This is a genomic window from Scleromatobacter humisilvae (assembly GCF_023231945.1).
GTDB lineage: Bacteria > Pseudomonadota > Gammaproteobacteria > Burkholderiales > Burkholderiaceae_C > Scleromatobacter > Scleromatobacter humisilvae.
In genome coordinates, this window is sequence record NZ_JAJLJH010000005.1 from 120,973 (window position 1) to 135,322 (window position 14,350).

At 69.7% G+C, this 14,350-nt stretch carries 14 protein-coding genes; 6 read left to right on the forward strand and 8 right to left on the reverse strand.

Annotated elements, in window-relative coordinates:
- Nucleotides 1-62 precede the first annotated feature (62 nt).
- On the forward strand, nucleotides 63-734 hold the full coding sequence (locus LPC04_RS18035) for a YecA/YgfB family protein (RefSeq protein ID WP_275683651.1): 672 nt from the start codon (nucleotides 63-65) through the stop codon (nucleotides 732-734).
- 16 nt (nucleotides 735-750) lie between these two features.
- Nucleotides 751-1,056, forward strand: a complete 306-nt coding sequence (locus LPC04_RS18040) for a hypothetical protein (protein WP_275683652.1) — start codon at nucleotides 751-753, stop codon at nucleotides 1,054-1,056.
- A gap of 11 nt (nucleotides 1,057-1,067) precedes the next feature.
- Here the strand turns inward: LPC04_RS18040 and LPC04_RS18045 are convergent, their stop codons facing one another.
- Together LPC04_RS18045 and LPC04_RS18050 are read right to left on the reverse strand one after the other, a co-directional pair.
- Complete coding sequence (locus tag LPC04_RS18045; RefSeq protein WP_275683653.1) at nucleotides 1,068-2,387, reverse strand: D-amino acid dehydrogenase; 1,320 nt, start codon at nucleotides 2,385-2,387, stop codon at nucleotides 1,068-1,070.
- 206 nt (nucleotides 2,388-2,593) lie between these two features.
- Entirely contained in the window at nucleotides 2,594-2,830 is a 237-nt protein-coding gene (locus tag LPC04_RS18050; RefSeq protein ID WP_275683654.1) for a hypothetical protein, read from the reverse strand.
- Nucleotides 2,831-3,046: 216 nt separating this feature from the next.
- On the opposite strand from LPC04_RS18050, the gene LPC04_RS18055 reads away from it, so the two are divergent.
- Nucleotides 3,047-3,271, forward strand: a complete 225-nt coding sequence (locus LPC04_RS18055; RefSeq protein ID WP_275683655.1) for a hypothetical protein — start codon at nucleotides 3,047-3,049, stop codon at nucleotides 3,269-3,271.
- Between the two features lie 3 nt (nucleotides 3,272-3,274).
- On the opposite strand, the gene LPC04_RS18060 is transcribed toward LPC04_RS18055, so the two are convergent.
- The 6 genes from LPC04_RS18060 to LPC04_RS18085 all read right to left on the reverse strand — a co-directional run bounded on the left by LPC04_RS18060 (nucleotide 3,275) and on the right by LPC04_RS18085 (nucleotide 11,021).
- On the reverse strand, nucleotides 3,275-4,051 hold the full coding sequence (locus tag LPC04_RS18060) for a metallophosphoesterase (protein ID WP_275683656.1): 777 nt from the start codon (nucleotides 4,049-4,051) through the stop codon (nucleotides 3,275-3,277).
- A 92-nt stretch (nucleotides 4,052-4,143) separates the two neighbouring features.
- Entirely contained in the window at nucleotides 4,144-6,015 is a 1,872-nt protein-coding gene (locus LPC04_RS18065) for a phosphoenolpyruvate carboxykinase (GTP) (protein ID WP_275683657.1), read from the reverse strand.
- A gap of 332 nt (nucleotides 6,016-6,347) precedes the next feature.
- Nucleotides 6,348-7,562 (reverse strand): DUF2235 domain-containing protein, encoded by a 1,215-nt coding sequence (locus tag LPC04_RS18070; protein ID WP_275683658.1) that lies wholly within the window; start codon nucleotides 7,560-7,562, stop codon nucleotides 6,348-6,350.
- Between the two features lie 60 nt (nucleotides 7,563-7,622).
- Nucleotides 7,623-9,110 carry an ATP-binding protein gene (locus LPC04_RS18075; protein ID WP_275683659.1) on the reverse strand — a complete coding sequence of 496 codons (1,488 nt, stop codon included), beginning with the start codon at nucleotides 9,108-9,110 and terminating at the stop codon, nucleotides 7,623-7,625.
- Nucleotides 9,103-9,828, reverse strand: a complete 726-nt coding sequence (locus LPC04_RS18080) for a response regulator (protein WP_275683660.1) — start codon at nucleotides 9,826-9,828, stop codon at nucleotides 9,103-9,105. Before LPC04_RS18080 ends, LPC04_RS18075 begins: the two co-directional genes overlap by 8 nt.
- A complete protein-coding gene (locus tag LPC04_RS18085) occupies nucleotides 9,825-11,021 on the reverse strand; it encodes an ABC transporter substrate-binding protein (protein WP_275683661.1) in 1,197 nt (398 codons plus the stop codon). The genes LPC04_RS18080 and LPC04_RS18085 overlap by 4 nt, the downstream gene beginning before the upstream one ends.
- 286 nt (nucleotides 11,022-11,307) lie before the next feature.
- Here LPC04_RS18085 and LPC04_RS18090 point away from each other — a divergent pair, with 286 nt between their 5' ends.
- Genes LPC04_RS18090 through LPC04_RS18100 form a run of 3 tightly spaced genes read left to right on the forward strand, consistent with a single transcriptional unit; the run spans nucleotide 11,308 to nucleotide 14,343 of the window.
- On the forward strand, nucleotides 11,308-12,564 hold the full coding sequence (locus LPC04_RS18090; RefSeq protein ID WP_275683662.1) for an ABC transporter substrate-binding protein: 1,257 nt from the start codon (nucleotides 11,308-11,310) through the stop codon (nucleotides 12,562-12,564).
- A 10-nt stretch (nucleotides 12,565-12,574) separates the two neighbouring features.
- On the forward strand, nucleotides 12,575-13,489 hold the full coding sequence (locus tag LPC04_RS18095; RefSeq protein WP_275683663.1) for a carbohydrate ABC transporter permease: 915 nt from the start codon (nucleotides 12,575-12,577) through the stop codon (nucleotides 13,487-13,489).
- On the forward strand, nucleotides 13,486-14,343 hold the full coding sequence (locus LPC04_RS18100; protein ID WP_275683664.1) for a carbohydrate ABC transporter permease: 858 nt from the start codon (nucleotides 13,486-13,488) through the stop codon (nucleotides 14,341-14,343). The genes LPC04_RS18095 and LPC04_RS18100 overlap by 4 nt, the downstream gene beginning before the upstream one ends.
- Nucleotides 14,344-14,350: the final 7 nt, after the last annotated feature.

Below are 14,350 nucleotides of genomic sequence, written 5' to 3' on the forward strand. Positions count from 1 at the left end.
TTCGCCCTTCGGGCGGCCGGGCGGGCTCATGCGCAATGATCCCATGGGGCGACAATCGCGCCATGAACCCGCCCGCCTCTCCCGCTTCGCCGCCGCCGCTGTCCGAAGCCGACATGAACCGCCTGCAGACGCTGCTGGACAAGATCCCCGAACCGCTCGAGCCGCTGGACATCAGCATGCTCGATGGCTACCTGTGCGGCGTGCTGCTGCAGCCCACCGCGGTGCCGGCGGGCGCCTGGATCAAGCACGTGTGGGACATCGACGGCCGCCCGCTCAACGACAAGTGGCCGGGCCTGCACGAGCTGCAGGGCCTGGTGCAGCGCCGCTACCGCGAGCTGATGACGGCGATCGCGGGCCGCCAGTGGTTCGACCCCTGGGTGTTCGAGCTCGACGACGAGGCCGAGCCGCTCGAATCCACGCTGCCCTGGGTGGCCGGCTTCTCGGCCGCGATGGAGCTGTTCCCGGCCTTGATGAACATGGATTCGCAGGATTCGCTGGAGCCGCTGGCCGTCCTCTACGCCGCGTTCGATCCGGACGACCTGGAAGACGCCGAGGCGCTGCTCGCCGAGATCGAGACGCTGGAGCCGCCTTCGAGCCTGGACGAGGCGATCGAGGACGTCGTGCAGAGCGTGATGCGCCTGGCCGACGTCAGCCGGCCGCTGCCGAAGGCGGTGACGACGCCGAAGCGCCCGCCGCCGAAGCGTGGCGGGCCGCCGGGCCGCGGCCGCTTCTGACGCCGCGGAGCCGCGCATGCCGACCTGGCTGGGCTACATCGTCTACTTCCTCGTGATCTTCGTCGCCATCGCGCCGCGGCAGGCGCTCGGGCCGGTGGCGGGCCTGGTGACGCGCTACGTCGGCGCGGGCGTCGTGGCGATGGTGTCGCTGGGCGTCGGCGCCTGGACGCTGGGGCGCGCCCAGTCCGATCGCGAGCACTGGATCGGGCTTGCCGAACTCGCGCTCGGCGTCGCGTGCGCCGCGTTGTGGCTCTACCGCCTGTTCAGGCCGGCGTACCGCGACCAGACGCCCGACAGCGCGTCGCTCGCCGACGATCGCTGACGCCGGGGGCGTCAGGCCCACGAGCGCGACGGCACCGGCACCAGCGGCCGTCGCGACGGCAGCGCGTCGCCGCAGAAGCCGTAGTCCAGCTGCGGACGGCGCCCGCTGATCAGCTCGGCCAGCGCGCGGCCCGAGCCGGCGCCGTGCGTCCAGCCGAGCGTGCCGTGGCCCGCGTTGAGCCACAGGTTCGAGATCCTGCTGCGGCCGATGTAGGGCAGGTTGTCCGGCGTGCTGGGGCGCAGGCCGGCCCAGAAGTTGGGCTGGCTCGTGTCGGCGACGCCCGGGAACAGCTGCTCGTAGCGCCGCACCAGCGCCTCGCAGCGCTTGCGCGAGGTCGCGCCGTCGATGGACGTGTCGTAGCCGGCCATCTCCGCGGTGCCCGCGATGCGGACGTGGTCGCCCAGGCGCGAGATCGCGATCTTGCGGGTGTCGTCCAGCAGGCTGACGACGCTCGCGTCCTCCGGGCGCTTCAGCCGCAGCGTCGCCGAGTAGCCCTTGGCCGGATAGATGTTGAGGTAGATCCCGAGCTGGCGCAGCAGCGGCGCCGTGAACGAGCCGGTGGCGGCGACGATCTGGTCGCCAGAGAGCCGGGTGTCGCGCAGCGTGACGCGATCGCGGATGCGTACCGCGGCGATCCTGTTGCCCGACTTCTCGAAGCCCAGCACGTCATGCTCGTGGAGGAATTTCGCGCCCCGCCGGGCGCACAGCGCCGCCAGCTTCTGCGTGAAGACGCGCGCGTCGCCCGACTCGTCGCTGGGCGTGTAGGTGCCGCCGTGGATGCCGCCGAAGGCCTTGAGCGCAGGCTCGACCGCCAGCACCTCGTCGCGACCCAGCACGCGGCGGTCGACGCCGTGGTCGCGCATCAGCGCTGCCGCCTTGACGCCGGACTCGTAGTCGGCCGCCGACGAGAAGAAGTGCAGGATGCCGCGCTGCAGGCGGTCGTATTCGATGCCGGTGGCCGCGACGACGGACTTCAGGGACTCGTGGCTGTAGCGCCCCAGCGCGACCAGCTGCTGCACGTTGCGCGCGAACGCGGCGTCGTTGCACTGACCCAGGAAGCTCAGCGCCCAGCGCCACTGGTGCGGGTCGAGGCGCGGACGGAACAGCAGCGGCGAGTCGTCCTGCAGCATCCATTTGGCCACCTTGAATGGCGCGCCGGCGTTGGCCCAGGGCTCGCAGAAGCACACCGAGATCTGGGCGCCGTTGGCGAAGCTGGTTTCGAGCGCGGCCTCGGGCTGGCGTTCGACGACGGTCACGTCGTGGCCTTCCTCCAGCAGGTACCAGGCGGTGGCGACGCCGATGATGCCGGCGCCCAGAACGATCACTTTCATCGGGAATCCTCGGTCGCGCGGCGACCGGGTGGCGCCGTCACGCTGGGGCGGAATTCTCGTCGAGCGAGCTCACTTCATGAAGCGGGATTAATTGAATTCCAAGTTAAGTAGCCGGGCTACTTGAGCGCCGATGCCGATTCGGGCAGGTGTCGACGGTCGACGGCGACCGGGCGCCGGGGTGCGCTGCAAAGGCTCGTTCGGCGCGCCTAGCTGGCGTTGACCTGAAGCTGCTTGGCCGCGCTCGATCCCGGCATCTGGGCCGATGGCCCGGCGCGGGTGGGCTCGGTGGGCAGCGGGATGTCGAGGCCCATCGCGCTGCTGGTGGCGCGGTAGCCGACCGAGCAGAAGACAGCCGCCTGGTCCGTGTTGGACAACCACACCGCACTGACGACGGCAGCGGTGACGGTGCCCCAGGTCAGGAATTGAAGCGGCATGGTGCGCATGGCGGCGGCTCCCAAGGGTGTCCGAGGGTGCGACGCTTGCACCCCTTGTCGACGCAATCAGCTTAAGCGCGATCCAAAGACCCTGCCATCGCCAATTGGAGGGAGTCGTGAGATTGGTACACCGCAACTGCCGGACTTACCACACACATTTCGATGTATCAAATCCGTTACGTTCCCACACACTGGCCTCACGGTTCCAACGCCATGGAGTGCCCGATGACCGATGCCAGACGCCCGACTTTCCTCCGCAATTTCGGCCGCGGCGCGCAGGCGCGACGCGCACCGGACCTGGCCGACATGGGCACGGCCTTCGCGCTCGACGAGGCCCTCGAGGCCGGCGACTACAGCACGCTCACGCCGGGCGAGACGCCCCCGCCCATCCGCGCCGCGGTGCCGGTCGCGCCCTGGCGCCTCTGGCTCGGACGCAAGCTGGGCTCCTGACGCTCAGACCTCGAACAGCTTGAGCGGCTCGAAGCCTTCGGCCTCGCCCTTCTTCTCCAGGCCACGCGCCTGGCACACCACGCGCGCGGCGTGCAGGCCGGCGCGCGGCACCAGGTAGTCGTGACGGCAGTGCAGGTGGCCGTGGATCCACAGGTCGGCTCGCGGGATCAGGTCGTCGTCGGCATTGCAGAAGCTCGCCGTCGTCGGCTGCGGGCCGAAGCGCGGATCGGCGCTGCGCAGGCTCGGCGCGAAATGCGTGATCGCGACCGTGCGGTCCCAGCGGCCTTGCGGCGACTCCTGCAGTGCGCGCTCCAGCCACGCGCGGCACGCCAGTCCCATCACGCGCACGGCATCGGCGTCGAACGGCTGGCCGTGGCGCGTCGCCCCCATCACGCGCTGGAAATACGAGCCGGCTCGCAGCGCCTTCGCGCGCCCGGCCTCGCCGAACAGGTCGAAATCGCTCCAGCGCACCGTGCCGAGAAAGCGGATGCGGCGGCCCTGCGCGTCGGCGATCACGGCGCTGTCGCGATGGAGCATGCGGATGCCCAGGGAGTCGCAGAAGGCGCGCAGCTCGATCGCGGCCTGGTCGACGTCGCGGCCGTCGAACTCGTGGTTGCCGGCCACGAAGACGACCGGCACCGGCCATGACGCGAAGCGGCGCAGGCCTTCCCAGTCGCGGTCGATGTCGCCGGCGAGGATCAGCAGCTCGGCGCCGGGCGCGGGCTGCGCATCGAAGCGCTCGGTTTCGAGGTGGAGGTCGGACAGGATCTGCAGGCGCATCGTGGGGCGAGGATACAGGCCTCGACTCGGAATGAAAAAGGCCGCCCGCAGGCGGCCTTCGTGCGGGCGCGCGTGACGCGCGCGGGCGAGGATCAGCCCAGCGCCGCCGCGATGCGGGCCTTCGTGGTCTTCAACTGCTCGGGCAGGTGGTAGGCGAGCGTCGTGAACAGCTCGTCGTGCATCGCCAGCTCCTGCTGCCAGGCGGCCTTGTCGACGCCGATCACGCTGTCGAACTGTGCGCGCGTGAAGTCCAGGCCGTTCCAGTTCAGGTCCTCGTAGCGCGGGCTGGTGCCGAACACGTTCTCCGTGCCCTGCGCCGTGCCGTCGATGCGGCCCAGCATCCACTCCATCACGCGCATGTTCTCGCCGTAGCCCGGCCAGACGAACTTGCCGTCGGCGCCCTTGCGGAACCAGTTGACGCAGAAGATGGCCGGCAGCTTCGCGCCCTTGGCTTCCAGCTTCTCGCCCATCGTGAGCCAGTGCTGGAAGTAGTCGCTCATGTTGTAGCCGGTGAACGGCAGCATCGCGAACGGGTCGCGGCGCACGACGCCCTGCTGGCCCGCGGCGGCGGCGGTGGTCTCGGAGCCCATGGTCGCGGCCATGTAGACGCCGTCGACCCAGTCGCGCGCCTCGGTCACCAGCGGCACCGTGGTGGAGCGGCGGCCGCCGAAGATGAACGCGTCGATCGCGACGCCCTTCGGGTCGTCCCAGGCCTCGTCGAGCGCCGGGTTGTTGGTGGCGGCCACCGTGAAGCGCGCGTTCGGATGCGCGGCCTTGGCGCCGGTCTCCTTGGCGATGGCCGGCGTCCAGTCCTTGCCCTGCCAGTCGATGCAATGCGCGGGCGCCTCGCCCATGCCTTCCCACCAGACGTCGCCGTCGTCGGTCAGGCCGACGTTGGTGAAGATGGCGTCCTTCGTGAGGCTGGCCATGCAGTTCGGGTTGGTCTGCTCGTTGGTGCCCGGCGCGACGCCGAAGTAGCCGGCCTCGGGGTTGATGGCCATCAGGCGGCCGTCGGCGCTGGGCTTGATCCAGGCGATGTCGTCGCCGATGGTGGTGACCTTCCAGCCCGGCATGCCGGCCGGCGGGATCAGCATCGCGAAGTTGGTCTTGCCGCAGGCGCTCGGGAATGCCGCCGCGATGTGGCGCTTGACGCCTTGCGGGTTGGTCACGCCCAGGATCAGCATGTGTTCGGCAAGCCAGCCCTCGTCGCGGCCCATGTTCGACGCGATGCGCAGCGCGAAGCACTTCTTGCCCAGCAGCGCGTTGCCGCCGTAACCCGAGCCGTAGCTCCAGATCTCGCGCGTCTCGGGGTAGTGGACGATGTACTTGGTCTTGTTGCACGGCCAGGCGACGTCCTTCTGGCCGGCTTCCAGCGGCGCGCCGACGGTGTGGACGCAGGGCACGAACTCGCCGTCGGTGCCCAGCACGTCGAGCGCGCCGCGGCCCATGCGCGTCATCAGGCGCATGTTGACGGCCACGTACGGGCTGTCGGACAGTTCGACGCCGATGTGCGAGATCGGCGAGCCCAGCGGGCCCATCGAGAACGGCACGACATACATCGTGCGCCCGCGCATCGAGCCGGCGAACAGCGCCGGCGTGCCGTCGGCCTGGCCGTTCTGCAGCAGCGCGCGCATCTTCTCGGGCGATTCCCAGTTGTTGGTCGGGCCCGCCGATTCCTTCTTCTCGCTGCAGATGAAGGTGCGGTCTTCGACGCGCGCGACGTCCGACGGATCGGAGCACGCGAGGTAGCTGTTGGCGCGCCTGGCCGGGTTCAGGCGCTTGAACGTGCCGGCCGAGACGAGTTGCTCGCACAGGCGGTCGTACTCGGCCTCGGTGCCGTCGCACCAGTAGACGTCGGCGGCCTGGGTCAGCGCGGCGATCTGCGCGACCCAGGAGACGAGGCGGTCATGCTTGACGTAGGACGGCACGTTCAAGCGCAGCCCTTCCATGGCGGGACGGTTCATGAGAAAGCTCCAATCACAAGGTTCAAAGACAAGATTGGGCGAACCTCGCTGCCACGGGCCGTTCCGTGACGCGGGGCTCGCCCAATCTCGCGGCGCACGCTTCGAACCGTACCTTCGTCGGGTGACTCGGCGAACGGGAGTTACACCGAGGAACCAGCCGAGGCCGCGGGTTTACCCGCCGAAAGCGGGGAAGCGGACGTCCTCGCCAGTGTAATTGGCTCGTAACCTGGACTGGCGACGACGTCATGCAAAACGGGAATGGTTTCATGCAGGACTTGGCGGCGCGCGGGTCGGCGCGCCGCCTGTTTCCCGCACGGCAAGCGGCGTACCGCTCAGGGTTCGACGACGACGTGCGGCGCGGCGCCCGACCAGTCCAGCATCAGGTAGCTGTTGGTGAGGTTCTTCGGCCGATAGACCGCGCCGCCATCGGCCCCCAGCTGCACCGGCACCTTGCCGGCCGCGAGGCGCTGCAGCACGCGCTGGCTCAGGCGCATGCCGGGCGGGAACTGGCGCGGGCCCGTCTTCATCTTCAACGCGCCGTCGGCCCAGGGTTGGTGCTGGATCGCCGTTGCGTCCGCGTCGCCGGCGGGCATGTGGTCGAACTGCGCGCCCACCGAGGCCATCTGGCGCGCCATCCACGCGAGGCCGCCGTTCGACAGCCCCGATTCCTTGAGCGGGTAGCCGCCGCCGACGTCGGCGTGCGCGCCGGGAAACAGCACCTGGACGACGCCGTCGCGCGCGTTCCACAGCGACGGCGTGAAGTCGACGCGCTGCTCGTCGACCGCCACGGCGTGGAAGCCATGGGCGACGCTCGCGTTCAGGATCGAGTCGCAGAACTGGAAGACGTCGACGCGCACGGCGGAGCCGTCCTTCTCCTCGATATCGGGGATGCCCAGCGCGCCGACGGTGTCCCACACGCCGACGGCCGTGATGCCGACGTTGCCCACGAACTGCAGCTTGGGTGCGGGATGCAGGCCGAGGTCGAAGCTGTCGCGCAGGTCGCTGACCACCTGCGACAAGTCCTGCAGAACGCTGCCCTTGCCCTGGTAGATCGCCTTCTTGTATTGCGTCCATGCTGCCAGGCCCGCGCTGTAGCTCTCCTCCGATCCGGCGTCGAGCTTCATCGCGGTCCAATCGAGCAGGCCCTGGTGGGTGACGAAGCCGGCCAGCGCGCGCGCGGTGTAGGCGCCACGGCTGAAGCCGAGCACGAACAGGTTGTCGCCCGGCACGTACACGCGCGAGAGGTACGTGTAGCCGCGGATGACGCGGGCGACGAGGCCGAGGCCGACCGCGCCTTCGACCGCATGCGCGAGCACGTTGCTGCTGTCGCCGACGCCGTGGATGTACTTGCCCACCTGGCTCGTCGCGGCGCCCCCGGTCGGGGCCAGCTCGAATTCCTTTTCGTTGTCGGTGGGGCCCAGCGCCGCCGATCCGCTGAGCGCCTCGAACAGCTTCTGCACGTTCGTCGGCGTCTGGTTGCCGTCCTTGTCCTTGCTGTTCGGCCCGTTCCACGTCCCGTCCAGGCACAGCACGATGTTCTTGCTCATGTCTCCGCTCCTTTGGATGCGCGCCCGGGAGACTGCAGCGGCCGGGCGGCCCGCGCATCATCAAGGCAGACGAGGCGCGCTCCCATCCCCAGAAGGAGCGGGCAGCCGCACCGTGGCCACCAGCCCGCGCTGCGGGTGGTTGTCGAGCCTCACGTCGCCGCCGTGCTCGCGCAGGATGCCGCGCGCGATGCCCAGGCCCAGGCCGCTGCCGTCGCGGCTGGCCTCGCGGCCGTGGGCCAGCCGCACGTAGGGCTCGAAGATCTCCTCGCGCGAGCTTTCGGGCAGGCCGGGGCCGTGGTCGCGGATCGTCAGCGTCACGCCGGCGTCATCCGCACTCGCCGCGATCTCGAGCTGCTGGCCGCCGTAGCGCAGGCCGTTGTCGATCAGGTTGCCGAGCGCGCGCTTGAGCGCCAGCGGCTTGGCGCGCACCGCCAGCGGCGGCACGGCGATCGCGATGCGGGCGCCCGCGGCGAGCGCGGGGTTGGTCAGGCGCTCGACGAGGCGGTCGAGGCGCACGTCGGACACGTTCTCGTGCACGGCGCTGTCCTTGACGCTCTGCAGCGCGCCCTTGACCATCACGTCGAGCTCGTCGAGATCCTCGTGGAAGTCGGCGCGCAGCACGTCGTCGTCCAGCAGCTCCGTGCGCAGCTTCAGGCGCGTGATCGGCGTCTTCAGGTCATGCGAGATGCTCGCGAACAGCCGCTCGCGGTCCTCGACGAAGCGCTGGATGCGCGCCTGCATGTCGTTGAACGCGCGCGCCGTGCGGCGCAGCTCGATGGTGCCGGCCTCGTCGGGAATGTGCGCCGGGTGCAGCGCGCTGCCGAAGGCCGCGGCCGCGTCGGTGATGCGCTGCAGCGGGCGCGTGACGGTGCGGGCGACGAACAGCACCAGCACAAGCACGGTCAGCAGCGTCGCCCCTTGCAGGAGCAGCCGATCGCGCGTCAGCGGATTGGCGCTGTCGAGGAAATACGGATCGGGCAGCGTCGCGGCCAGCAGCAGGCAGCCGCCCGGCTCGAGGTCGACCTGGATCACGAGGACGGGCGCGCGGCGCGGGCGCAGCAGCATCGGCGCGACGACCCAGTTCTCAGGCAGCTCGCGCAGAGAACGGCCGTCTCCGGTGACCGCCAGCGTCTCGGGCCAGGCCAGCGCGACGTCCGCCGCCAGTCCCGGCGGCAGCTCGCCCTGCAGCGTGCTGCGCACCTGGCCGATGACCGTGCGCGCGAGCAGCGAGTCCTCGATCGCCTGCACCGGCACATGCTGCTTGTTGACCGCGACGAAGAAGCGCGTGCCGCCCATCTGGCGCAGCTGGTCGATCAGCAGCGGGCGATACTGGCCGGGCAGGTCGCGCAGGAAGCGGATCGCGGCGGCGGCGCTGACGGCGGTCTGGCGCGCGGCGTCGCGGGCGTCCTTGCGCGCGGTGTCGCGCAGCTGCCAGGTCCAGATCGCGCTCCCGAGCAGCTGGCTCAGCAGCACGCCCACCACCATCACGCCCATGATGCGCCCGCGCAGCGTCGCGGGCAGCAGCCGGTCGATCCAGCCGTCATTCATGGCTGGCGACGACCTCGACCGAGAAGACGTAGCCGCTGTTGCGCACGGTCTTGATCAGCACCGGCTGCTTGCCGTCGTCGGCCAGGCGCTGGCGCAGGCGGCTGACCTGCACGTCCAGCGAGCGGTCGGCCGGGCCGAGGTCGCGCCCGCGCGTCTGCTCCATCAGTCGCGAGCGATCGAGGATCTCGCCGGCGTGCTCCGCGAAGATGCGCAGCAGGTCGAAGTCCATGCCGGTCAGCGCCACGATCTCGCCGTTGGCGTCCTTCAGCGTGCGCTCGAGGCGGTCGAGGCAGAAGCCCGCGAAGCGCATGTAGCGGCGCGCGTTGCCGTCGCCCGGGTTCGAGCGCCGGTGGATCGCCTTGATGCGCGCGAGCAGCTCGCGCGGGTTGTAGGGCTTGCCGATGTAGTCGTCGGCGCCCAGCTCGAGGCCGACGATGCGCTCGGTGTCGTCGGAGCTCGCGGTCAGCATGATGATGGGCACCTCCGAGCGCTCGCGCACCATGCGGCACAGCGCGAAGCCGTCGGTGTCGGGCAGCATCACGTCGAGGATCACCAGGCTCAGGTCGTCGCGGTAGCGCTCGAACTCCGCGCGGAAGCTCTCGCCGTCGTGCGCCAGCTGCACGACGTACTGCTGCTTCTCGAGGTATTGCTTGAGCAGCTGGCGGGTCTTCTGGTCGTCGTCGACGGCCAGGATGGTCTTCTTGCGCGCATTGGTCATTGCGCCGCTCCCCGCACGATCGCCAGCAGCTGCGCCTGCGCCTGCTGCGGCGTCATGCTGCGCGTTCGGATGAAGCGCTGCAGCACGCCGCCCATCGCGTCGCGCACCGACTCCACCGCCGCCATGCGATGCGCGATGCTCGGGAGCAGCGCGCTGCCGGGCCGCGCCAGCGTCTGCCACGAGTCGCGGGCGCAGACATCGAGCTGCGACGGATCGATGTCGGTGCGCACCGGCACCGAGCCCTTGGCCTGGTTGTAGGCCATCTGCGTGGCGGGCTGCGCGAGGATCTCGGCCATCTTCTCCTGCTCCGCGCGGTGCGCGTCGTGGCCCACGAGCATGGCCAGCGTGTCGATGCTGTAGAGGTGCATGCCGGCGGTCTGCGGGATCGCGACGCAGTCGAAGTCCAGGCCCGGCTGCTCGCCCCAGGCCTCGAGCTCGCCGCGCGCCCAGTCGCCCATGATCAGCATGCCCGCGGCGCCCGATTGCAGCCGGCGCGCCGACGCGGTCCACGGCTGCTCGGTGGTTGGCTCGTCGTCGAGGTCGCGCAGCCAGCGCAGGCGGTTCAGCGCCGCGACCACGCGCGCGTCCTGCCACGACGACCAGCCCTGCGGCGACGCCAGCTCCGAATACAGCGCCGGCCCGCCCTCGGACAGCAGCACCGTCTCGAACACGGTCGCGATCTGCCAGGCCTCGTCGCTCCACGCGAGCGGCGTGACGCGATGCGCGCGCATCGCCCTGGCGGCGGCGTCGATGTCGGCCCACGTGCGCGGCGGCGCGAGGCGCAGCTGCTCCCACACGTGGTGGTTGTAGAGCAGCGTGTTGATGCGATGCACGCCCAGCGGCGCGGCCATCACCTTGCCGTTGCGGCTGACGGTCTGCAGCACCACCGGGAACATCGCCTGGCGCCAGTGGCCGCGCTGCGCGACGTCGTCCAGCGGCCGCACGAGGCCAAGGTCGGCCCAGTCGGTCAGCGTGCGGCCGATGACCTGCGCGACGTCGGGCGCCGTGCCGGCCAGCACGCGGCCGGTCAACACCTTGATGGCCGCGCCGCCGCCACCGCCGGGGATCGCCTCGTCGTGCCAGCCGATGCCCTGGCTCGCGAGCTGCTGCACCAGGCGGTCGGCGGCCTGGCGTTCGCTGTCGGACGTCCACCAGTGCAGGACGTCGAGGGGTTGCGCGTGCGCGAGATTCATCGAGGCCGCCAGTATCAGTGCGGTCCACGCGCACGTGCGGCGCCGCGCGGCTGTCGAAAGCCTGCGCTTTGCAATGTTTTGTAAGCCCGGGACGATCGTTCGCATGGAGCCTGCGCGGGGCGGGTGAGCGTGGACGTAATGATGCGTAAGACGCCCGCCGTCGCAATGCTGGAAACCACCTTGCGGATCAAGCACTTGCGCCGCCTCGCGCGCTTCGCGGCGCGCGCTCGCGTTACGCGGGGCCCGATGCTAACTTGCGCCACCCTCCGCACGAAGGAAGCGCCCGATGAACGCCCTGCTCCGCACCACCGCCCTGGCCACACTCGCCCTGACCTGCATGGCCCGCGCCGACGCCGGCACGCTCGTGCTGGAGAGCTGGCGCACCGACGACAAGGCGCTGTGGGACACCGTGCTGCTGCCCGCGTTCACCAAGGCGCATCCGGGCATCACCGTGAAGTTCACGCCCACCGCGCCGCCGGAATACAACTCGGTCGTCGCGGCACGCCTGGCCTCGGGCAGCGCGGGCGACCTGATCACGTGCCGGCCGTTCGACGTCTCGCTGGACCTGTACAAGAAGGGCCATCTCGAGAAGCTCAACGGCAACCCGGCGCTGAACAACTTCCCCGACTCGGCCAAGGTCGCCTGGCAGACCGACGACGGCAAGGACACCTACTGCGTGCCGATGGCCTCGGTCATCCACGGCTTCTTCTACAACAAGAAGATCTTCGCTGAACTGGGCCTGAAGCCGCCGGCCACCGAGGCCGAGTTCTACGCGGATCTCGACAAGGTGAAGGCGTCCGGCAAATACGTTCCGATGTCGCTGGGCACCGCCGACCAGTGGGACACCAGCCAGGTCGTCTTCACCGGCATCGGCCCGAACTACTGGAAGGGCGAGGACGGCCGCAAGGCGCTGATCGCCGGCAAGGCGAAGTTCACCGACCCGCAGTTCGTGGCCGTCTGGCAGACGATGGCCAAGTGGCCGCCGTACCTCGCCAAGGGCTACCAGGCGCAGACCTACGGCGACTCGCAGACGCTGTTCGCGTCCGGCAAGGCCGCGATCATCCCCGCCGGCTCGTGGGACATCGCGTTCTATCAAAAGGAGGCCGGCCTGGACTTCGGCGCCTTCGCACCGCCGGTGCAAAAGGCCGGGGATCCGTGCTACATCTCCGACCACGCCGACATCGGCATGGGCATCAACACGGCCAGCAAGAACAAGGCGGACGCGAAGGTCTTCCTCGACTGGATCGCGTCGAAGGAATTCGCCGACCTCTACACCAACAAGGCGACCGGCTTCTTCTCGCTGTCGAAGTTCGGGGTCCAGGTGCAGAACCCGGTGGCGCAGCAGATGGTGGGCTGGCGGGCGCAGTGCAAGTCGACGATCCGCCTCAACGCGCAGATCATGAGTCGGGGCGAGCCGAGCATGGAGAACGAACTCTGGAACGTGAACTCGCAGGTGCTCAACGGCAAGCTCACGCCGCAGCAGGCGGCGGACCGCATCCAGTCGGGATTCGCGAAGTGGTACCACCCCGCGGCCTCGAAGTGAGGACGACGGTGTGAAGCAGAAGGCCGGCTGGCCGGCCCTGGTCTTCCTCGCGCCGGCGCTGGCCATCTACACCGCGTTCAGCGCGTGGCCGCTGATCGCCACGCTGCGCCTGAGCGTGTACGGCACCGACGACGTCGGCCACGTCAGCTTCATCGGCCTGGGCAACTTCCACAAGCTGCTGTTCGACGAGCACTGGTTCGGCGCGTTCCGCAACGCGCTGGTCAACAACGTCGAGTTCTTCGCGATCCACACGCTGGTGCAGAACCCGGTGGCGCTGCTGCTGGCGGCGCTGCTGTCGCTGCGCGGGGTGCACGGCGCGGCGGCGTATCGCACGGTGCTGTTCCTGCCGACGCTGCTGTCGGTGGTGATCATCGGCTTCACGTGGCAGCTGATCCTGTCGCCGCTGTGGGGCGTGGCCGAGAAGGCGCTGAACCTGGTCGGCCTCGGCGAGCACTTCGCGCCGTGGCTGGGCCAGGAGGACACCGCGCTGCCGACCGTGGCGTTGATCTCGGTGTGGCAGTTCGTCGGCGTGCCGCTGATGCTGATCTACGCGGCGCTGATCGCGATCCCCGAGGAGATCGTCGAGGCCGCGACCGTGGAAGGCGCGGGCCCGTGGCGCATCTTCTGGCGCATCCGGCTGCCGCTGATCCTGCCGACGCTGGGCCTGGTCAACATCCTCACCTTCGTCGGCAACTTCAACGCGTTCGACCTGATCTACGCGGTCAAGGGCGCGTTGGCCGGGCCCAACTTCGCCACCGACCTGCTGGGCACGCTGTTCTACCGCACCTTCTTCGGCTACCAGTCGGAGACGGGCAGCGCGACGATGGGCGCCGCGCTGGCCACGCTGATGTTCATGCTGATCCTGGCGGGCGTCGCGCTGTACTTCTTCGTCATCCAGCGGCGCCTGCAGCGCTTCGCGTCATGAGCCGCGCCGCGACTCCCGCGCGCCGTGCCGGCGCGATCGGCCGATCGGCGATGGTGCACCTCGTCCTCGGCGGCTATTGCCTGCTGGTGCTGGCGCCGATCGCGCTGGTGTTGCTGAACTCGTTCAAGACGCGCGCCGGCATCTTCGACGACCCGCTGGGCCTGCCGACCCACGCCACGCTGAGCCTCGCGGGCTACGGCAAGGTGCTGGGCGACGCGGCGATCGGCCACATGTTCGTCAACAGCCTCGTCGTGACCAGCGTGTCGCTCGTCGCCATCCTGCTGTTGGGCGCGATGGCGGCGTGGGCGCTGACCGAATATGGTTTCCTCGGAAACCGCCTGCTCGCGCTGTTCCTCGCCTTCGGGATCATGGTGCCGATCCGCCTCGGCTCGGTCGCGATCCTGCAGGAGATGGTGGCGCTGGACCTGGTCAACACGCTCACCGCGCTGGTGCTGGTCTACATCGCGCAGGGGCTGCCGCTGGCGGTGATGATCCTGTCGGAGTTCGTCGCGGCCGTGCCGCAGGAGCTGAAGGACGCCGCGCGCTGCGACGGCGTCGGCGAGTACCGCATCTTCTTCCAGGTCGTGCTGCCGCTGATCCGCCCGGCCGTGGCGACGGTGGCCGTCTTCACCATGGTGCCGATCTGGAACGACCTGTGGTTCCCGCTGATCCTCGCGCCGTCCGAGCAGACGCAGACCATCACGCTGGGCGTGCAGCAGTTCGTCGGCCAGTTCGCCACCGACTGGAACGCGGTGCTCGCCGCGCTGTCGCTGGCGGTGCTGCCCATCCTCGTGCTGTACGCCGTGTTCTCGCGCCAGCTCATTCGCGGCATCACCGCCGGCGCCGTCAAGTAGCGATCCC